This window comes from Mycobacterium sp. M26, assembly GCF_001494595.1.
Classification (GTDB): domain Bacteria; phylum Actinomycetota; class Actinomycetes; order Mycobacteriales; family Mycobacteriaceae; genus Mycobacterium.
The window spans coordinates 2631095-2650946 of the sequence record NZ_LN929908.1; the positions used below are offsets into that span (position 1 = coordinate 2631095).

The 19852-nt window shown below is 67.7% G+C and carries 21 protein-coding genes; 2 read left to right on the top strand and 19 right to left on the bottom strand.

Features of this window, described 5'->3' with window-relative positions; all coding sequences use genetic code 11:
• Positions 1-69: 69 nt before the first annotated feature.
• From carA to pyrR, 5 genes are all read right to left on the bottom strand, one after another.
• Positions 70-1209, bottom strand: coding sequence for a glutamine-hydrolyzing carbamoyl-phosphate synthase small subunit (gene carA / locus BN3385_RS21860; RefSeq protein WP_059019948.1), 1140 nt, complete (start codon positions 1207-1209; stop codon positions 70-72).
• Positions 1188-1703: a PH-like domain-containing protein gene (locus BN3385_RS21865; RefSeq protein WP_059019950.1), complete on the bottom strand. Its 516-nt coding sequence runs from the start codon at positions 1701-1703 to the stop codon at positions 1188-1190. Before BN3385_RS21865 ends, carA begins: the two co-directional genes overlap by 22 nt.
• 73 nt (positions 1704-1776) lie before the next feature.
• Positions 1777-3105, bottom strand: a complete 1329-nt coding sequence (locus tag BN3385_RS21870) for a dihydroorotase (protein ID WP_059019952.1) — start codon at positions 3103-3105, stop codon at positions 1777-1779.
• The gene (locus tag BN3385_RS21875) at positions 3102-4055 is read right to left on the bottom strand and encodes an aspartate carbamoyltransferase catalytic subunit (protein WP_059019954.1); all 954 of its coding nucleotides are present in this window, start codon (positions 4053-4055) and stop codon (positions 3102-3104) included. Before BN3385_RS21875 ends, BN3385_RS21870 begins: the two co-directional genes overlap by 4 nt.
• Positions 4052-4618 (bottom strand): bifunctional pyr operon transcriptional regulator/uracil phosphoribosyltransferase PyrR, encoded by a 567-nt coding sequence (gene pyrR, locus BN3385_RS21880; RefSeq protein ID WP_059019956.1) that lies wholly within the window; start codon positions 4616-4618, stop codon positions 4052-4054. Before pyrR ends, BN3385_RS21875 begins: the two co-directional genes overlap by 4 nt.
• A gap of 122 nt (positions 4619-4740) precedes the next feature.
• Here pyrR and BN3385_RS21885 point away from each other — a divergent pair, with 122 nt between their 5' ends.
• Positions 4741-5943, top strand: coding sequence for a serine hydrolase domain-containing protein (locus BN3385_RS21885; protein ID WP_059019959.1), 1203 nt, complete (start codon positions 4741-4743; stop codon positions 5941-5943).
• Here BN3385_RS21885 and BN3385_RS21890 read toward each other — a convergent pair.
• The 8 genes from BN3385_RS21890 to BN3385_RS21925 are packed head-to-tail and all read right to left on the bottom strand — an operon-like array spanning position 5922 to position 13904.
• Positions 5922-6698, bottom strand: a complete 777-nt coding sequence (locus BN3385_RS21890) for an inositol monophosphatase family protein (protein WP_059019961.1) — start codon at positions 6696-6698, stop codon at positions 5922-5924. The two genes, BN3385_RS21885 and BN3385_RS21890, sit on opposite strands and share 22 nt — an antisense overlap.
• Entirely contained in the window at positions 6688-7776 is a 1089-nt protein-coding gene (locus tag BN3385_RS21895; protein ID WP_059019963.1) for an ABC transporter ATP-binding protein, read from the bottom strand. Before BN3385_RS21895 ends, BN3385_RS21890 begins: the two co-directional genes overlap by 11 nt.
• Positions 7777-7803: 27 nt before the next feature.
• Positions 7804-8595: a carbohydrate ABC transporter permease gene (locus tag BN3385_RS21900; RefSeq protein ID WP_502688110.1), complete on the bottom strand. Its 792-nt coding sequence runs from the start codon at positions 8593-8595 to the stop codon at positions 7804-7806.
• Between the two features lie 20 nt (positions 8596-8615).
• Complete coding sequence (locus tag BN3385_RS21905) at positions 8616-9470, bottom strand: carbohydrate ABC transporter permease (protein WP_059019967.1); 855 nt, start codon at positions 9468-9470, stop codon at positions 8616-8618.
• 45 nt (positions 9471-9515) lie between these two features.
• Positions 9516-10832 (bottom strand): ABC transporter substrate-binding protein, encoded by a 1317-nt coding sequence (locus BN3385_RS21910; RefSeq protein WP_059019969.1) that lies wholly within the window; start codon positions 10830-10832, stop codon positions 9516-9518.
• A 23-nt stretch (positions 10833-10855) separates the two neighbouring features.
• Positions 10856-11629 carry an SDR family NAD(P)-dependent oxidoreductase gene (locus BN3385_RS21915; protein ID WP_059019971.1) on the bottom strand — a complete coding sequence of 258 codons (774 nt, stop codon included), beginning with the start codon at positions 11627-11629 and terminating at the stop codon, positions 10856-10858.
• Complete coding sequence (locus BN3385_RS21920; RefSeq protein WP_059019972.1) at positions 11626-13110, bottom strand: FGGY-family carbohydrate kinase; 1485 nt, start codon at positions 13108-13110, stop codon at positions 11626-11628. The genes BN3385_RS21915 and BN3385_RS21920 overlap by 4 nt, the downstream gene beginning before the upstream one ends.
• The gene (locus BN3385_RS21925) at positions 13107-13904 is read right to left on the bottom strand and encodes a DeoR/GlpR family DNA-binding transcription regulator (RefSeq protein WP_197415254.1); all 798 of its coding nucleotides are present in this window, start codon (positions 13902-13904) and stop codon (positions 13107-13109) included. The genes BN3385_RS21920 and BN3385_RS21925 overlap by 4 nt, the downstream gene beginning before the upstream one ends.
• 165 nt (positions 13905-14069) lie before the next feature.
• Here BN3385_RS21925 and BN3385_RS21930 point away from each other — a divergent pair, with 165 nt between their 5' ends.
• Positions 14070-14876 carry a BtpA/SgcQ family protein gene (locus BN3385_RS21930; protein WP_059019977.1) on the top strand — a complete coding sequence of 269 codons (807 nt, stop codon included), beginning with the start codon at positions 14070-14072 and terminating at the stop codon, positions 14874-14876.
• A 10-nt stretch (positions 14877-14886) separates the two neighbouring features.
• Here BN3385_RS21930 and BN3385_RS21935 read toward each other — a convergent pair whose 3' ends face one another.
• The 6 genes from BN3385_RS21935 to BN3385_RS21960 all read right to left on the bottom strand — a co-directional run bounded on the left by BN3385_RS21935 (position 14887) and on the right by BN3385_RS21960 (position 19843).
• Positions 14887-16026 carry an acyl-CoA dehydrogenase family protein gene (locus tag BN3385_RS21935; RefSeq protein ID WP_059019980.1) on the bottom strand — a complete coding sequence of 380 codons (1140 nt, stop codon included), beginning with the start codon at positions 16024-16026 and terminating at the stop codon, positions 14887-14889.
• Between the two features lie 52 nt (positions 16027-16078).
• On the bottom strand, positions 16079-16636 hold the full coding sequence (locus BN3385_RS21940; RefSeq protein ID WP_059019982.1) for a TetR/AcrR family transcriptional regulator: 558 nt from the start codon (positions 16634-16636) through the stop codon (positions 16079-16081).
• A 4-nt stretch (positions 16637-16640) separates the two neighbouring features.
• Entirely contained in the window at positions 16641-17120 is a 480-nt protein-coding gene (gene nusB, locus BN3385_RS21945) for a transcription antitermination factor NusB (protein WP_059019984.1), read from the bottom strand.
• A gap of 1 nt (position 17121) precedes the next feature.
• A complete protein-coding gene (gene efp / locus BN3385_RS21950; RefSeq protein WP_059019986.1) occupies positions 17122-17685 on the bottom strand; it encodes an elongation factor P in 564 nt (187 codons plus the stop codon).
• A 94-nt stretch (positions 17686-17779) separates the two neighbouring features.
• Entirely contained in the window at positions 17780-18646 is an 867-nt protein-coding gene (locus BN3385_RS21955) for a hypothetical protein (RefSeq protein ID WP_156432846.1), read from the bottom strand.
• A 102-nt stretch (positions 18647-18748) separates the two neighbouring features.
• Positions 18749-19843 (bottom strand): M24 family metallopeptidase, encoded by a 1095-nt coding sequence (locus tag BN3385_RS21960; RefSeq protein ID WP_059019990.1) that lies wholly within the window; start codon positions 19841-19843, stop codon positions 18749-18751.
• Positions 19844-19852: the final 9 nt, after the last annotated feature.

The following is a 19852-nucleotide window of genomic DNA, read 5'->3' on the forward strand; positions in this document are numbered from 1 at the left end:
CGTGCGCGAACGGTACGGAATTGGCGGCGTGTCGCGTACCAACACGCACGGTCGCGGTGAAGGGCGCGCTCACTTGCGTCCTTCCATCAGCTCGACGAACTGGTCGAACAAGTAGTTGGCGTCATGGGGGCCGGCGGCGGCCTCGGGGTGGTACTGCACCGAGAACGCTCTTCCGTCAACGAGTTTGATGCCCTCGACCACACCGTCGTTGGCGCAGGTGTGGCTGACCACGGCGGGCCCGAAGTCGGTGGCGAACTGTTCACCGGCCTCCCCCTCGAGGGCGAAGCCGTGGTTTTGGGCGGTGATGGCGACTGCACCGGTGGCGTGGTCGATCACCGGCACGTTGATACCGCGGTGGCCGAACGTCATCTTGTAGGTGGAGCGGCCCAGCGCCCGGCCCAGGATCTGGTTGCCGAAACAGATGCCGAACAACGGGGTTCCCGAGCCCAGCACCTCGCGGGTGACACCGACGACGTGGTCGGCGGTGGCGGGGTCGCCGGGACCGTTGGACAGGAACACCCCGTCGGGCTTGAGGTCGGCGATCTGGTCGAAGGTGGCACTCGAGGGCAGCACATGGGTCCGGATGCCACGCAGCGCGAAATTGCGCGGCGTATTGGTCTTGATGCCCAGATCCAGGGCGACGACGGTGAACCGATGTGCGCCTTCGGGTTCCACGATATAGGTGTCGGTGGTGCTGACCTCACCGGCCAGGTCGGCGCCCAGCATGGCGGGCTGGCTGCGGACACGGCGCAGCAGCTCGTCGGTATCGGCCAGCGCGTTACCGGAGAACACACCGGCCTTCATCGACCCCTGGGTGCGCAGATGACGCACGATGGCCCGGGTGTCGACACCGGCGATGCCGACAATGTGCTGGCGCTTGAGTTCGTCGTCGAGGCTGCCGGTGGCCCGCCAGTTCGACGCCCGGGGTGAGGGGTCACGCACCACGTAGCCCGCCACCCAGATCTTGTCGCCACGGCTTTCGGCGTCCTCATGGTTCCAGCCGGTGTTGCCGATCTGCGGGGCCGTGGCGACCACGATCTGGCGGTGGTAGCTCGGGTCGGTGAGGGTCTCCTGGTAGCCGGACATGCCGGTGGAGAACACCGCCTCCCCCAATGTCTCGCCGACGGCACCGAACTCGGTTCCGGTGTAGATCCGCCCGTCCTCCAGCACGAGATGGGCTTTACCCGTCACGCTGCCTCTCCTGTCCATCTGGCGTATTCGCTGCGGTCGTCGCCGCGGAAGCCGGTGTCGATTTCGGTACCCGACGGCAGCCGCCATCGGATCGTGAGAATGCCTGCGGACGAACCGCTGCCACCCGGGATGACCTTGCCGGCCATCGCCCGCTCGGTGCGGATCGAGCTGATCGCGTCCTGCGGGATCCAGATCGGGGTGGCACCGGAGCGCTCCAGCAGGATGCCCTCCGGGTAGCGGGTCAGCACCGCCTTGGACCGGTAGCCCACGTCACCGACGGTGATGCGCTCCAGCCAGTTCGGCGCCAGCACGCTGCCGAGGTAGAGGCCGCGGGTCGGAGCGACGGTCGCCGCGCCCAGCATGTCGGGCATCGCCGGGAACTCACCGACCGCCTCGGTCTGCCGCTGCGCGCGGTGCTTCCAGCCCCGCAGCATCCGGCGGATCACCGCACCGATGATCACGACGATGAAGAACGCGAAGATGAACGACGCCACCGCCGTGCCGGTATTCACACCTCACCTCGCCCAAACCGACAAACGGGCGGACAACTGCTTGTAGACCGCACCATTTCGTCGATGTCGCCGCTCACGCCGGACTCTTCCCGTCCCTCGCGGTGACCTTGCCCCGCAGCAGCGTGGCAGTGACCTTGGCGGGCAACGTCATTGCCGCGTAAGGGGTGTTGGCCGAGCGGCTCGCCAGTTCGGCACCGTCGACCACCCAGGACGCGTCGGGATCGACGACCACCAGGTTGGCCGGCTCGCCGACCTCCAGTGGGCGGCCCTGATCGTTCAGGCCGACGATGCGGGCCGGGTTCTCGCTCATCACCCGGGCCACCCCGCGCCAGTCCAGCAGTCCGGTCCGCACCATGGCGTCCACCACCACCGACAGTGCCGTCTGCAGCCCCAGCATGCCCGGGCGGGCGACGGAGAACTCGCAGCACTTCTCGTGCTCGGCGTGCGGTGCGTGGTCGGTGGCCACGCAGTCGATGACGCCGTCGGCCAGGGCCTGGCGCAGCGCCACCGCATCGGAGGCCTCGCGGAGCGGCGGGTTCACCCGGTTCACCCCGTCGTAGCTGGACAGCCGGCTGTCGTCGAGCAACAGATGGTGCGGGGTCACCTCGGCGGTGATCGAAATGCCCTGCTGCTTAGCCCACTTCACCAGCTCGACGGTGCCGGCGGTGGAGGCGTGGCAGATGTGCACCCGGGCACCGGCATCCCGGGCGAGCAGGGCATCGCGCGCGACGATCGACTCCTCGGCGGCCCGCGGCCAGCCCGCCAGCCCCAGCTTGGCGGCGTTGGGGCCCTCGTGCGCCACCGCACCGACGGTCAGCCTGGGCTCCTCGGCGTGCTGGGCGATCAGCACACCGAGGCCGGTGGCGTACTCCAGCGCGCGGCGCATCACCAGCGGATCGTCCACGCAGACACCGTCATCGGAGAACATCTTGACCTGGGCCAGTCCGCCGGCCATCAGGCCCATCTCGGTGAGCTGCTTCCCCTTCAGACCCACCGTGACCGCACCCACCGGGTGGACGTCAACCAGGCCGACCTGCTGCCCGCGCCGCCACACATGGTCGGTCACCACCGGGCTGTCGGCCACCGGGTCGGTGTTAGCCATCGCGAACACCGCAGTGAATCCACCCAGAGCCGCTGCCGCCGAACCGGTTTCGATGTCCTCGGCGTACTCGCGGCCCGGCTCGCGCAGGTGGGTGTGCAGGTCGACGAAGCCGGGCAGCAGCACCTGACCGGTGGCGTCGATGACGTCGGCGTCGGCCGGGATGTCGAGGTTCGCGCCGATCTGGGCGATCTGGCCGTCGGCGACCAGCACGTCGACCTGGTCGCCCTGGCCGTAGAGGCGCACACCGCGAATCAGGACCGGTGGGCAGGAGCGAAGCGACCCGGGACTTGAATCTGTCATACCGTCACCGCCTCATCCGTGCCGACCAGCAGATGGAAGAGCACCGCCATCCGCACGTGCACACCGTTGGAAACCTGTTGCAGCACAGCCGATTGCGATGAGTCGGCCACCGAGAATGAGATCTCCATGCCGCGCAGCATCGGGCCGGGATGCATCACCACAGCATGCCCGGGCAGCAGCGCCTGCCGCTTGTCGGACAGTCCGTAGCGGATCGAGTACTCCCGCTCGGAGGGGAAGAATCCGCCGTTCATCCGCTCGGCTTGCACGCGCAGCATCATCACCGCATCGGCGCCGGGCAGTTCGGCGTCCAGGTCGTGCGACACCGTCACCGGCCAGTCCGAGACCCCCACCGGCAGCAGCGTCGGCGGCGAGACCAGCACCACCTCGGCGCCCAGGGTGTCCAGCAGCGTCACATTCGAGCGCGCCACCCGGCTGTGCAGGATGTCGCCGACGATGACGACGCGGCGGCCCTCGATGTCGCCGAGGCGCTGGCGCAGGGTCATGGCGTCCAGCAGCGCCTGGGTGGGGTGCTCGTGGGTGCCGTCACCGGCGTTGATCACTGACGGGCCTGTGCCGTCGTCCTCGAGCGTCCACTCGGCCAGTTGCTGGGCGGCGCCGGAAGCCGGGTGCCGGATGATCAGGGCGTCGGCACCGGCGGCCCGCAGCGTGAGGGCGGTGTCGCGCAACGACTCCCCCTTGGACACCGAGGAGCCCGAGGCGCTGACATTGATCACGTCGGCGCTCATCCACTTGCCCGCCACCTCAAACGACACCCGGGTGCGGGTGGAGTTCTCGTAGAACATCGTGATGATGGTGCGCCCGCGCAGGGTCGGCAGCTTCTTGACCTCACGGCCCAGCAACGCCTGCTTGAAACGGTCGGCGTTGTCCAGGATGGCGACGGCCTCATCACGGGTGAGGTCTCCTGCCGACAGCAGGTGCCTGATCGTCATCTCGGCGGTCCTCCCTCCGGAGCGATCCAGATACCTTCGACACCGTCGTCCTCCACGAGCCGGACCTTGACGTTCTCGCTGCGGGAGGTGGGGACGTTCTTGCCGACGTAGTCGGCCCGCAGCGGCAGCTCGCGGTGGCCGCGGTCGACCAGGACCGCCAGCTGCACCGCGGTGGGCCTGCCGATATCGCGCAGCGCGTCGAGGGCGGAGCGCACCGAGCGGCCGGTGTAGAGCACGTCGTCGACGAGGATCACCAGGGCGTTGTCGATACCGCCGGCCGGAATGGAGGTTTCCTCGAGCGCCCGGGGCGGCTTGAAGTCGAGGTCGTCGCGGTAGAGCGTGATGTCCAGGCCGCCGCAGGCGACGCTGACACCGGCGAATTCGTGGATCTTGGCGGCCAGCCGATTGGCCAGCGTGACGCCTCTGGTGGGGATACCCAGCAACACGATGCGCGGGGCATCGGGGCCATCCAGGGCGGTTTTCTCGATGATCTGATGGGCGATGCGGGAGACGGTCCTGCCGACGTCCGCGGCAGACATCAATTCCCGGTCGGTGGAGCCCACGAGCTGACCAGACCTCCTTCTCCGCCTCTCTGGACGGATCGTTAAAGGATGTCGAACTGTCGGGCAGCTTAGCACCCATTCGGCGCGATGGGCTCGTCGGCGGGCTGAGTAGACTTCCTCCGATGACGCTCGCGGACAACCGCACCTCGATCGCCCAGGCGGTAGACGACGGACTGCTGGCAGGTGCCGTCACCCTGGTCTGGCAACACGGAAATGTGCTGCAGGTCAACGCAATCGGCTCGCGTGATGTGGAAGCGAACCTGCCGATGCAGCGCGACACCATCTTCCGCATCGCCTCGATGACCAAACCGGTGACCGTGGCCGCGGCGATGTCGCTGGCCGAAGAGGGCAAGCTCACACTCAACGATCCGGTCACCCGCTGGTTGCCGGAACTGACCGACCTGCAGGTGCTGGTCGACCCGACGGGGCCGCTGGACCGCACGGTTCCGGCGCGCCGGCCGATCACCGTCGACGATCTGATGACCCACCGCAGCGGCCTGGCCTACATGTTCTCTGTGGCCGGCCCGCTGTCGCAGGCCTACGGCCGGGTGTCGCTGCGCCAGGACCAGGACCACTGGCTGGCCGAAGTCGCCACTCTGCCCCTGGTCCACCAGCCCGGTGACCGGCTGACCTACAGCCACGCCACCGAGGTGCTGGGCATTCTCATCTCGCGGATCGAAGGCAAGTCCCTGCACGCCGTCCTCACCGAGCGGATCTTCGAGCCGCTGGGCATGGCCGATACCGGGTTCTTCATCTCCCCCGACAAGCGGGCCCGCGCGGCCACGATGTACCGCCTCGATGAGGAAACCGGTCTGCACCACGACGCGATGGGACCGATACCGGTCACCGAACCGCGGTTCTGCCAGGGCGGCGCCAGTCTGGTGACCACCGTCGACGACTACCTGCGCTTCGCCCGGATGTTGTTGAACGGCGGCGAGGTCGACGGTGTCCGGGTGCTCTCCGAGGAATCGGTTCGGCTGATGCGCACCGACCGGCTGACCGAGGAGCAGAAGAAGGTCCCGTTCCTGGGGATGCCGTTCTGGATGGGGCGCGGATTCGGGCTGAATCTTTCGGTGGTGACCGATCCGTCGAAGTCCGCGCAGCTGTACGGCCCCGGCGGGCTGGGCACGTTCAGCTGGCCGGGTGCCTACGGGACCTGGTGGCAGGCGGATCCGGCCAACGACCTGATCATGATCTATCTGGTGCAGAACTATCCGAACCTGAGCGCACCGGCAGCCGCGGTGGCCGGCAACACCTCGCTGGCCAAACTGCAGTCGGTACAGCCGAAGTTCGTGCGCCGCACCTACAACGCGCTCGGGCTGTAGTCAGCCCGCTCGACGCGCAGCGCACGTGAGTGCGGTCCGGGCCGCTCGACGTGCAGGCCGGCCTGTTCGGCGACGACGGCCGCTGCCGCCCAGTCGTGCTCGCCAAGGTCGGTCTCGATGAAGCCGTCCAGTGTTCCTTCCGCGACAGCGCAGATGGCCAGGGCGGCCGATCCCAGGATCCGGGCATCGGTGTAGTGCTGCATGTGCTCGGCGGTCTCGGTGAACTGCTGTGCCCGCATCTGCGCGGAATAGGAGAAGCCCATCCCGAGCAGCCGAGCGCCCGGGTCGCGGGCCGGTCCGGTGAGACGCCGCACGCCGCGGTGATCGGCAAGCCAGGCTCCGCTTCCACGGCTGGCGAAGTACGTCTTGGCCAGGGCCGGAGCGGCGACCACGCCGGCCACCCAGTCACCGGCGGTATCCACGGCACCGACACACGTCGCGAAGTACGGGAACCCGCGGATGTAGTTCGTGGTGCCGTCCAGCGGGTCGATCGACCATCGCACCGCCGCGGTGTCGCGGGGGGATGTCGGGGGAAGTTCTTCGCCTGTGACGCCGTCGACCGGGCGGCGGGCTTCGATCACCGTGCGGACCGCCTGCTCGGCCGCGACGTCGATGTCGGTGACCAGGTTCCCGGCCTCGCCCTTGGTCGTCACGTCGAGGGTCGCCCGGACTCCTGCGGTCAGGACTTCGGCGCCTGCGCGCGCCGCCGCCAATGCCACGTCGAGCAACTCGGCCGGGTCAAGTTCAGCCGGCACGGCGTTCGCCGGTTTCGGTGTCGAAGAGGTGGACGGCTCCGGAGCGCACCGACAGGCCGGCCGACTCCCCCTCACCGAGCCCGCCGAGGTCGGCGATGTCGACGACGCTGACCAGTGTGCACCCGGGTGCCTCGACGGCGACGATGGCCCGAGGCCCGAGATGTTCGATGAGGGCGATGCGCCCGGTCGCGCCCGCCGGCGCGTCGGCACCGATGTCCGCAGGCCGGGTCAGGACGAGATGTTCGGGCCGGAATCCGAGCGTGACGCCAGTGCTCTGCCTGGGCACACCGGCACCGAGCGCTAGGACCAGACCGTCGGCCGACCGGAACACACCGTCCTCGATGACACCGGCGACCAGGTTCATCTTCGGGCTGCCGACGAAACCGGCGACGAAGGTATTGGCCGGGGCGTTGTAGACGTCCAATGGTGCACCCTGCTGGGCCACCCGGCCGTCGCGCATCACGACCATCCGGTCCGAGAGCGTCATCGCCTCTTCCTGGTCGTGCGTGACGTACAGCGATGTGATGCCGAGCCGGCGTTGGATGCGCAGGAGCTCGGTGCGGGTCTCGACCCGTAGTTTGGCGTCGAGGTTGCTCAGCGGTTCGTCGAACAGGAACACCGACGGCTGGCGGATGATGGCCCGGCCGATCGCCACCCGCTGCTGCTGACCGCCGCTGAGGTCCTTGGGCTTTCGCGACAACGCACCACCGAGGCCCAGGGTCTCGGCGACCGCGACGGCACGCTGGTGGGCTTCCTTCTTCGCCACCTTCTGCGCGCGTAGCGGGAAGGCGATGTTCTGTTCGACGGTCAGGTGCGGGTACAAGGCGTAGTTCTGGAACACCATCGCGATATCGCGATCCTTGGGTTCCAGCTCCGTCACGTCGCGCTCGCCGATCCGGATCGTGCCCCCCGACACCGACTCCAGACCGGCCAGCATCCGCAGTGTTGTGGACTTACCGCAGCCCGACGGTCCCACCAGCACGGTGAAGGAGCCGTCCGGCATCTCCAGATCGAGGTCGTGCACGATCCGGACGTCGCCGTAGGACTTGTTGACGGCATTGAAAGTGACTGTGGCCATGACCGTTTCGAATTCTCCTGCCGTAACCTAGCTCTTGACCGCTCCGCCGCTGATGCCCTGCACCAGCCGACGCTGAACGAAGAAGCTCGCGATGATCACCGGAACCACGGCGATCAGGATGGCCGCGCACATCGAGCCGATCTGTACGCCGCGGAAGGTGTTGAATCCGGCGATCGCCACCGGGAGGATCTTGGCGTTCCCGGGCGCCAGGATCAGGCCGTAGAACATGTCGTTCCAGGACAGGGTGAACCCGAAGATCGCCGAGGCACCGATCCCGGGCAGCACCTGGGGCAGCACCACCAGTAGGAAGGCGCGAAAGCGTCCGAGCCCGTCGACGCGGGCCTGCTCCTCGATGGAGGCCGGTACCGCGTCGAAGAAGCCGATGAGAAACCAGGTCACCACCGGTGCCACGAAGCTCAGGTGCGCGAAGATCACCGGGACCAGGCTGTCCTGCAGCCGCAGCGCGTAGGCCATCGTGAGGAACGGAAAGACCAGCACGGCGGGCGGGATCATTTGGGCGGCAAGGATTCCGAACCGGGTGGCGGTACCGCCCGCCCGGTACTTGGTGATCGCGTAGGCGCCCATACAGCCCACGACCAGGCTGATGGCCACACTGATGGAGGCCACCAGGAAGCTGCGCAGCGCGGCGTCGAGGATGCCCGAGGAGAGCACCGAACGCCAGCTGTCGAGGTTGGGCTGGAAGAAAATCAGTGCCGGATCATTCAGCTGGGCAGGCGTTTTGAAACTTGCCAGCACAATCCAGGCGATCGGGATCACCACGACCACCACACCCACCCACAGCACCAGGATGCGGGCCAGCGTGTACCCCTTGAGGTTGTTCACGCTTCCCGATTCCTCTCCAGCAGCCGGAAGGTGATCACGACGGCCGTCAGGACCACGGCCAGCACCACGAACGCCATCGACGCGGCACTGCCGAGCCGGAAGAACTGCACACCGGTCTGATACGTGTAGTACTGCAGGGTCTGGGTTTCGGTGCCGGGACCGCCTTTGGTGGTGGCGTAGACGTACTCGAACACCTTCATCGCGTCGAGCGCCCGCAGCAGCACGGCAACGGCCAGCACCGGCCGCAGCAGCGGCAGAATCACCCGCCAGAACACGTAGCGCGGCGGGGCGCCGTCGACCCGCGCGGCCTCCAGCGGCTGTTTGGGAATGGATTCCAGGCCGGCCAGCAGCAGCAACACCATGAAGGGCGTCCACTGCCAGACGTCGATGAGCGCCAGGGTGTAGAGCGCATGGCCGCTGCCCAGGAAATCGATGTCGATGCCGAGCTTCTTGAGCACGAACGGGATGGCGCCGAGTTGGTCGTTGAGCAGGAAGCGGAAGGTCAGCCCGACCGCGACGGGGGTGATGAACATGGGTGCCAGCAGCATGGCCCGGGTGAGGTCGCGCGCCCACTTCTGGCGTTGCAGCGCCATCGCCAGCATCAGGCCGATGATGAGCTCCAGTGTCACGGCCACCAGGACGTAGGTGGCGGTGGTGCCGAAGGCCTGCCAGAAGTCGGCGTTGGTCAGGGTGTTGAGGTAGTTCGTCAGACCGACGAAATGCGGTGCGCGCCGGTCGGTCAGCTTGTAGTCGGTGACGCTGAGATACAGCGCATAGACCAGTGGGAATCCGACGACCGCGACAAACAGGGCCAGCAGCGGACTCAACATCCCGTATTTCAACTTGGTCATGTCGGTCCTCCTCGGTTGTCGCGGTCGTCGGATGGGGTCACTCGATCAGCCCCGCGTCTTCTCCGCGGCAGCCTGCGCATCGCGCAGCGCGTCGTCGATGCTCTTGGTGCCGGCTACGGCCTCGTTGAGCTCGGTACCGACCGCCTGGATCATCTCCTCGGCGTTGGTCTGGTTACTCAGCGGCTTGGCCTTGGACAGGATGTCCTTGACGACCGCGTAGTAGTCGGCCCCGAATCCGTCCTTGAGCACCTTCTGATCCTCGGTGCTGCTGGTGCGGATCACCGCGCCGCCCTTGACCACCCGCTCGACGTCGATCGGCTTGGAGGTCAGCCACGAGGCGAATGCCCAAGCGGCGTCGGCATTTCCCGAGTTGGACGGAATGGCCCAGCTCCACGAGCCCAGCACGTCGACACCACCGGGCATGGCGGCGAGCTTGAACGGTCCGACACCGGACTTCGCCGCGGTGCCATCCGGGGCGTTCAGCGATGGCAGGTTCCAGTTGTAGCTCACCAGCGATGCCGCCTGCCCGCTGGACACCGAACGACCGGCCTCATCGAAGCCCCAGTTCAGGCTGTTCTTGGGCGCAGCCGTGTTGTAGAGATCGACATAGGCGGCCAGTGCCCGCTTGGCCTCGGGGGTGTCCAGGGTGTAGTTGCCGGCGTCGTCATAGATCGTGCCGCCCGCGGCGAACAGGAAGTTGGCCCACTCCTCGAAGACCTTGTAGCCGCGCTGCGGTTGCATGGCGATACCGGCCCGGTCGCCCTGGACCAGCTTCTTGGAGTTGGCGATCAGTTCATCCAGCGAGGTGGGCGGGGTCAGACCGGCCTTCTCGTAGTCCGGCACGTTGTAGATGTAGCCCAGCGCGTAGTTGTAGAACGGCACGGCGTACCGCTTGCCGTCGACGGTGTCGATATCGGTGAGCGGCTTGAAGAAGTCGGCGTAGTCGTAGTCGGGGGTGGAATCGATCCGGGAATCCAACGGCTGCAACCAGTTCGCGGCGACGAAGTCCTTCATCCACACGTTGTCGACGACGACGAGGTCATAGGTTGCCTTCGGCGCCTGGAACGACGCGACCAGCTTGTCCCGGATCTGATCGTAGGTCTGCGGCTCGATGGTGACCTTGATGTTCGGGTACTTCTTGTTGAACTCCGGGATCAGCGACTTCACGATGTCGGTGTCCGGGACGTTCTCCATCAGGATGTTGACGGTGCCCGACGTGTCGGTCGGCACCTGACCCGAACCGGTGGCGGTCGCGGTGTCGGGTCCCCCGCTGCCCGCACACCCGGCCAGGAGTAGCGCCGAAGCGCCAAGCGCGCCGAGAGCGGTTGCGGCGCGCCGCAACCCCGGTGTTGTCAACTTCATTGCTCCTCTTTTCAGTGGTTGGGCTAATCCATGTAGGCGCCGCCGTTGACGGCAAGCGCTTCGCCGGTAATGAACCGGGCGTCATCGGACAGCAGGAACGCGACGGTGTAGGCCACGTCCTCCGGCTGTTGCAAACGGCCCAGCGGTGTGTCGTCGATCCACATCTGCTTGACCTCCTCCGGTGTCGAACCGCGAAGTTGCGCCTCCCACTCCAACTCCCGCGTCTGCATCGGCGTGGCGACGAACCCCGGACACACCGAGTTGACGGTGATGCCGTGGGCGGCGAGCTCGTAGGCCATGGCCTGCGTCAGCCCGACGACCCCGTGTTTGGAGGCGACATAGTCGGCCAGATACGGGACCCGACCCTGCTTGCCCGCCATCGATGCGGTGTTCACGATCGTGCCTCGGCGCCCGGTCCGGACCATCGCCCGGGCCGCCGCCTGACCGCAGACGAACACGCCCTTGAGGTTGATGTCCAGGGTCAGTACGTAGTTCTCCAGCGAGGCCTCGAGGAACGGGGTCATGAACGAGATGCCGGCATTGTTGATCCAGGCGTTCAGCCCCAGCCGGTCGGCCACGTCATCGGCGACCGCCGCCGCTTCGTCGGGATCGGTGACATCCAGCCGTACCGCCTCGTGGCCGAGCCGGTCTGTGCCCTTGAGTCCGGCCGCCACCGCGCTGGCCGCATCGGCGTCGATATCGGTGACGATCACCCGCCAATCACGTTGGGCGAGAACGCCCGCGATGGCTTTTCCGATACCTGATCCGGCACCGGTGATAACCACGGTCCTGCTCACTGACGAGTCCTTTCAGCGATCGAATGAGAAATAGGGGCGGTGGCCGAGGCCAGCTCACGCCAGTCCCGATAGGCCGCGTCGTAGACGGCGACGTGATCGGGGTCGGGGACGACGGGCTCCCCGAGGACGACGAAGCGCCGGCACTGATCCCATCCGGCTAGGGCGCCGACTCCGACGGCCGCGATCATCGCCGCCCCCAGCGAGGCGCCCGGATGGTCGACGATCGGGTGGACGGGCACACCGAGGACTTCGGCGTGGATCTGCTTCCACAGGGTGGACTTGCTGCCGCCGTTGGTGATCGATGCGCGGCCCAGCTCGATACCCAGCTCGCCGAACACCTCGACGTGGTGGCGGAAGCCGAAGGCGATGGCCTCCAACGTCGACCGGTACATGTCAGCACGGGTGGTTCCCAGGTGCAGGCCCGCGTACACACCCCGCAGATCGGGATCGTGCAGCGGGCTCTTCTCGCCGAGGAAGTAGGGCAGGCACAGCACTTCGGCGGGGCGGCGCTGCTGGGCCTCGCGGTCGAGGGCCAGCAGATCCTCACCACCGACCAGGCTCTGGAACCAGCGGATCAGGCTGCCGCTGGTGGCCATACACCCGTTGGGCAGCCATCGTCCCGGCACCGGGTGCGCGTCCAGATACAGCCGCGCATCGACGATCGGGGTGTCGCTGGCGACCAGAATGTCGCCGGCCCCACCGAGTTTCACCAGCCAGTCGCCGTGCTCCTCGACGCCGGCGGCGAAGGCGGACAGCACATGATCGGCACCCCCGACCACCAGCGGGGTACCGGCCAGCAAGCCGGTCTCCTGCGCCATGGCCGCACTGAGCCCGCCGACCACGTCTCCCGGGTTGCGGACCGGTGCCACGACCGCAGCCTCGATACCGGCCGCCGCCATCACCGCGTCGACCGGCGCGCCGGCGATGGTGAACAAACCCGACTCCAGAGCCCAGTTCTTTTCGACGTGGACATCGGCACCCAGGGCGATCAGCAACCAGTCGTAGGAGCCGACGAGGTGTGCCGTGCGCGCGGCCACCTCAGGCTCGTGATCGCCTAACCAGCGGGCCGTCGGGGCGACCGATTGCTGGGTCAGCGCGGCGCCGGTGAGCTCGACGAGGTCGATGTCGGCCAGAGCGGCTGCCAGAGAGCGGATCTCGGCGGTGGCGCGGGCGTCGTTCTGCAGGATGGCCCGCCGCAGCGGCCGGCCGGTCGCGTCGACGGGGATGACGGCGGGCACCATCCCGGTGGTGGCGATGGCCTTGACGTCGGTCGGCGCGACGCCGGCGGTGCCCACCACCTCGGCGATGGAACCAACCACATTGGCCAACCACTGGTGCGGGTCGGCTTCAGCCCAGCCGGGATTGTCGCTGTACAGCGTTGCGGTCCTGCTGGTTTGAGCAACGATGCCGCCGTCCGAGTCGAACAGGACGGTCTTTGTGCCCGTCGTGCCCAGGTCGACGCCGATGGTGAATGAGCTCACTGGCCGTTGTCCGCCGTCCGGCCGTCTCGATCCACGCAGACCACCTCGACGCCCAGCCCGCGCGCGGCCACCAGGGTGGGGTGATCGGGGTCGCTGTCGGTGACGATATGGCTGGCCGCACTCAGCGGTGCGACCGTGAGCAGTTGCACGCGGCCGAGTTTCGACTCATCGGCCACAACGATGATCCGATCCGCAGAACCCGCTGCGGCACGCTTGGCGCTGCCCTCGACGCGGTGGTAGTCGGTCAGGCCCCGGGCGGGGTCCACCCCGGCGACACCCATGATGAAGGTGTCGCAGTTGTACATCTGGTAGGCCGATTCGGTTTCGAAGCCGATCAGGCTCAGTTCGCCGGGGCGCAGGTTGCCACCGGTAACGATGATCGTGGTGTCCGGTTCGTCGGCGAGTTCGATCGCCGCCAGCAGGCTGGGTGTGACGATCGTCAGGCCCAGCCGCCGGCCGCGGATGGCGCGGGCGACGGCCAGCACGGTGCTGCCGCTGTCCAGGATGACGGTCTCCCCGGGCTCGAGAAGGTCGACGGCCGCCTCGGCGATGTGCATCTTCTCCGTCGCCGAGCGCAGCGCCCGGCTCTCGAACGGGGGTTCCTCGGCCTTGCGGTAGGCCACGATCGCCCCGCCGGTGACCCGGCGAACCACACCCGTTGCCTCCAGGGCGTCGACGTCGCGGCGGATCGTCATCTCCGATACGCCGTACTCCTGCGCCAGGGACGCGTACTCGATCTCCCCTTCGCTGAGGACCCGTTGTTCGATCTGCGCTCGCCGCGTCTTGGCTGACACCCGTTCGCCACTCCTGTGATTGATTCACGCTTTGTTGGGCTCAACGTAAGGGAATCACGGAGTCTCTGCAAGGCTTGGGCGGGATTTTCCAGCCTGGTTGTGAAACTCTTGCAGTATTGCCGGTGGCTGGGTTAGAAATGGTCACACAAAGACGAAAGGATCCACATGGCCGACTGGGTGCGAGAGGTCTTCTCCGTGCAGAAGCCCGTCATCGCGATGCTCCACCTCTCCGCACTGCCGGGCGATCCTGGATTCGACACCGCAGCGGGCCTGTCGGCCGTGATCGATCGCGCCAAGGAAGAACTCGACGCGCTCCAGCAGGGCGGCGTCGACGGCATCATGATCTCCAATGAGTTCAGCCTTCCCTACCTGACCAAGACCGAACCGATCACCGCGATCACGATGGCCCGGATCATCGGCCAGCTCCTCGGCGACATCTCGGTCCCCTACGGCGTCAACGTGTTGTGGGACGGCAGGGCCTCCATCGACCTGGCCGTCGCGACCGGCGCGCAGTTCGTCCGGGAGATCTTCACCGGCGTCTACGCCAGCGATTTCGGCCTGTGGGACACCAACATCGGCGAGGTCGCCCGTCATCGCGCGCGCATCGGCGGCTCCGGAGTCCGGTTGTTCTTCAACATCGTCCCTGAGTCCGCCACCTACCTCGCCCACCGTGATCTGGAATCCATCACCCGGACAACGGTTTTCGCCACCCTGCCGGATGCCATCTGTGTGTCGGGGCTGACCGCGGGCGCCCCCACCGATCTCGAGGCGCTCTCGGTGGTCAAGGAGGCGGCAGGAACCGTTCCGGTGTTCGTCAACACCGGGGTCAAGGCGCACAACGTGGCCGATCAGCTGGCGCTGGCCGACGGCGCGATCGTCGGAACCTACTTCAAAGAGGACGGCGTCTTCGAGAACCGGGCGCGCCGCGAACGCGTCGAAGAACTGATGGCCAATGCCAGGAGCGCCCGCTAGCGCAGCCCGGTCAGATCATCGCCACCGGGGAGACGGGCACTCCGACCTCAAGTGCGCCGGCCAGTTCCGCACTGACGTCGTAGTCGAAGACGACGTGGCCGGAGATGACGTCGACGTCCCGCTTGGCCCGCTGCAGTGGACTGGACAGGAATTGCGCACTGGCGCCTGATGATTCGAGCAGGTCGGCGATGACCGACCGGGATTCGTGGACGATGTGGGCGGCCGCCAGGCGGGCCTGCGCTCGCATTGCACGCGGGACGCGGACGCCTTCGGCCACCGCCGCCTCTAGACACTGGACAGTCTCATGCAGCAGTCCGTCGAGCGCCCGCAGCCGCACCCGGGCCTGCCCGAGCCGGATCTGTGCGGCGGGCTGCTGCTTCTGCGGCACACCCGAATAGGCCAGCACCCGCTCCCCCAGCCGCGTTGCGAACAAGTCGGCCACCTGTTCGGCCGCACCGAGGGCCGGCATCGCCGCCACCAGAGCCAGGGCCGGCACCATCGGCCACCGGTAGCTGTCGGCATCGTGCAGCGCCGCTCCCGGTGCGGTGCCGCCGTAGATGTCGGCGACCGACACCAGGCGATGTGCGGGCACGAGGACGTCCTCGATGACGACGTCGTTGGATCCGGTGGCCCGCATCCCCGCGGTGTGCCAAACATCCTGCACCTCAACCTGATCGGCGGGCAGTAGCGCCAACGCGGGGTAGATCGCATCGTCGGGTCCGCAGAGCGCTCCCACCATCACCCAGTCGGCGGCCATCACACCGGTGGCCCACGACCACCGCCCGGTCAGCCGGACACCACCCTCGACCGGAACACCGCGCCCGGTGGGCGCCAGCGGCGCCGGGCACAGCACCGGACCGTCGGCGAACACCTCGTCCTGAGCCAGCTCGTCGAACAACGCCAGCATCCAGTTGTGCAGCATGTAGAACCCGAGCGTCCAGGCACTGGAGACGCAGCCGCGGGCCATCGCCCGCACCGGCTCCAGAATGGCCGGGAACGGGGCTTGCTCGCCGCCGTAGCGGGCGGGAAGCAGCAACCGCGCCAGCCCGCTGTCACGGAACTCGGCGATCGTGGCGTCCGGCAGTCGGCGCAGATCCTCGGCATCGGCCGCCCGCTCGGCAAGCCGCTGGACGAACTCGTCGTCGATCACACCGGCACAATACCGTACTTTTTGGTATGGAAGAAGCCAGTCGGTGAAACGTTCAGGGCCGCAACATGATGTCCAGGAAGTCCTGGTACCGGGCGTGGGCCCGGGCATCGGGTGCCGACGGCGATAGGTGCAGCACCCCGATCCCGAGCGCGAACGTGGCGTCGGCGCGTACCTGCGCGTCTTCCCGGTCGAACCCGGCATCGAGGTAGACCTGCCGGACCGCGCGGCGCACCCGACGGTCGGAAGCCGCCACGGCCTGCGCGGCGGTGGCATCGGAGCGGGCCCACTCCCGCATCGCCCGCTCCAGCATCCACTGCCGATCCCCCAGCAGCACGGCCATCATCATGGTGAGGCGCTGCCGCGGTGAGAGGTCGCCGGGGTCGTCGAAATCGCTGCGCTCGCTGTCCTGCAGCGCCGCCCACGCCTCCATCAACGTCGAGCGGTAGGCACCGAGATCGCTGAAATGCCAGTAGAAGCTGCCCTTGGTGACACCGGCCCGCCGGCACAACCGATCCAGCGTCAAGGCCTTGACGCCCTCTTCGGCCAACAGCCCAAACCCGGCTTCCACCCAGTCAGACACCGTCAACCGGCGCGTGCCACCGTCTGCCACGTTGCTACGCCTCCGGCGCACTCCCCCGGACGGCGGCGGCCGCGGCACGAATCTGCGGGGTCACCAGCATCACCTGGCCCAGCACTCCGTTGACGAATCCTGGGGAGTCGTCGGTGGACAGCTCCTTGGCCAGTTCCACCGCCTCGTCGACGGCCACCGGCTCGGGCACGTCCTCGGCGTGCAGCAACTCCCACACCGCCACCCGCAGGATCGCGCGGTCGACGGCGGGCAGCCGCTCCAGGGTCCAGCCCTGCAGATGTGAGGTGATCAGTTCGTCGATGTGCTCGGCGTGCTCGCTGACCCCACGCGCCACCGTGACGGTGTACGGGTTGAGCGCGGACACCTCGGCGTTGGACTCGGCCAGCGCGATGCGCGCGTCGGCCACCTCGGCGGAGGTCAGTCCCCGCGCCTCGGCTTCGAAGAGCAGATCGACGGCACGCTTGCGCGCCTGATGCCGACCCTTGTCGGCCTTGCGGTCGGGCATGCTAGGCGTTCACGCGGCCCAGATAGCTTCCGTCGCGGGAGTCGACCTTGAGCTTGTCGCCGGTGTTGATGAACAGCGGCACCTGGATCTCAGCGCCTGTCTCCAGCGTCGCGGGCTTGGTGCCCGCGCTGGAGCGGTCGCCCTGCAGGCCGGGCTCGGTGTGGCTGACCTCGAGCTCGACGGTCACCGGGAGCTCCAGGTACAGCGGGGCGCCCTCGTTGAAGGCGATCTGCACGGGCATACCCTCCAGCAGGAAGCCGGCCAGGCGCCCCACCAGGGCCTCCGGCAACGGGTGCTGCTCGAAGTCCTCGGAGTCCATGAACACGAAGTCCGCGCCGTCGCGGTAGAGGTAGGTGGCGTCGCGGCGGTCCACCGTCGCGGTCTCCACCTTCACCCCGGCGTTGTAGGTCTTGTCGACGACCTTGCCCGACAGGATGTTCTTGAGCTTGGTGCGCACGAACGCGGGGCCCTTGCCGGGTTTGACGTGCTGGAACTCGATGATCTGCCACAGCTGGCCCTCGATGTTCAGCACGAGGCCGTTCTTGAAGTCGGCAGTTGTTGCCACGGTCGGTCGTTCTCCTATGCGTCTAAGTGATGGCGAGCAGTCCGCACATCCAGCGGAGCTTACCCGCGCACCGGCACCGACCCGACAAGCGCGGCTACCGCTCGGTGCTGCCGCGGCCCGACCGTGCGTGTCCGACAGCCTTGGATCCGCCCGTCTTGGACGCGCTGGCCGGGGCCGCAGTGCGACTGCGGGACACCCCGGCTGCCGTGTTGGGCACTTTGAAGCCGTTGACGTTGATGCCCGGCTCTGACTTGTTGACCGGCTGACCTGTCTGCAGGGTCGACACGGCGATAGCGAGCGGGCCGGGTCCTGAGGTCACCGTGTTGCTGTCGCCCAGGACCTGCAGGGCCACGTTCAGGGCCGCGGTCCCGCCACCACCGGCATTGACGGTGTTCTGGTCTCCGCCGACGTTCGCGGCGATGTTGGCGATCCCGCCGGAGGTGACCGATCGCAAGATGAGACTGTTGTTGGTGCCGAACAGGTTCACCGCGATGTTGCCCACACCGCCAGCCTGCGTCCGATACGACGCCAGGTTGGTCGGCGAGAGGTTGACCGCGATGTTGAAGCCGAGGTTTCCCAGCGACCCACCACCTTCGGTCAACGCCTGGGTGTGCGGCCCGAGCGCCGCGGCGATGCCGAACAGCCCATTGGCGTTCGACAGCGTCTGGTAGCCCGCCGATATCGCGAAGGTGAACGGGTCACCGGTTCCCGCCGCCGACGCGTCGCCCACCGAGAACGCCGCGCCGAACAATCCGGCTGCATTCGCCTGGGCGCCGGTGCCGATCGCGATGGCGATGCTGAACGGGGTGCTGTAGCAGTCCGCGTTGTTGCCGATCGAGAAGAACGACGCGCAGGACGCGTTGGCGGCCGGCGCCGAACCGAAACCGGCGACGGCCAGTGCGCCGACCATGGTCGCGGCGGCCAGCCTGGTGGTTCCTCCCACGGTGGGGCGACGATCCATGGCGACCTCCCAGTTCACAAGGGTTCGATGGGAGGTATTCAACTACTTACACCCACGTCAATTTCGTGAATCGCCGAAACCGCGTTGACGGCCGCAGCGCCGCTACAGAACAGTCAGTTCCTTGGGGAACCGGGTGATCAGCTCGGGGCCCCGCTCGCCGACCACCAGGGTGTCCTCGATTCGGACACCGCCACGGTCGGGCAGGTACACGCCTGGTTCCACGGTCACCACGGAGCCGGCAAGCAGGGTGCCGGCGGCCGCGGAGTTGATTCCCGGCGCTTCGTGGATCTGCAGTCCGACGCCGTGGCCCAGCCCGTGGCCGAAGTTCTCGGCGTAGCCGGCATCGGCGATGACCTGGCGCGCCGCACCGTCCACCTCGCTGAGCGTGGCCCCCACCTCCAGCGCCTCCCGCCCGGCGCGCTGGGCGTCGGCGACCAGGGTGTAGATCTCGCGCTGCCAGTCGGCGATCGAGCCGAGCACGAAGGTGCGGGTCATGTCCGAGTGGTAACCGCCGACCAGAGCGCCGAAGTCGATCTTCACGAAGTCGCCGGTGGCCAGGACGGCCTCGGTGGGCCGGTGGTGCGGGATCGCCGAGTTGGCTCCGGCGGCCACGATGGTCTCGAAGGACGGCCCGTCAGCGCCGTGCTCGAGCATCAGCCCCTCCAGCTCGCGGCCGACCTCTTTCTCGGTGCGGCCCGGCCGCAGCCCGCCACGCCGGATCAGCTCGGCCAGCGCGGCGTCGGCCGCCTCACACGCCAGCCGCAGCAGCGCCACCTCTCCGGCGTCCTTGACCTCCCGCAACGCCTCCACTACACCGGAGGCCCGCACCAGCTCCGCGGCCGACGAGTGCTCGCCGAGTTCGGTGGCCAGCGTGTCGAATCCGTCGACGGTCACCACATGGCTCTCGAAACCGATCCGCCCGGCCCCGTCGGTCACCGCCCGGCCGACCAGATGCCGCCCGCAGGCGCGCTCGATCACCGTCTCCAGATCCGGTGCCTGGCGGGCGGCCTGGGTGCGGTAGCGCGAGTCGGTGGCCAGCACCGCCGGCGTGTCGCCGGCGAACACCAGCAACGCCGCATTGGACCCGGTGAAACCCGACAGATAACGGACGTTGACCAGGTCACTGACCAGCATCGCGTCCAGTCCGTCGGCAGCCAATCGGGCGCCCAGCCGCTCTCGGCGTTGGGAATGTGTCACGGTCGCCGA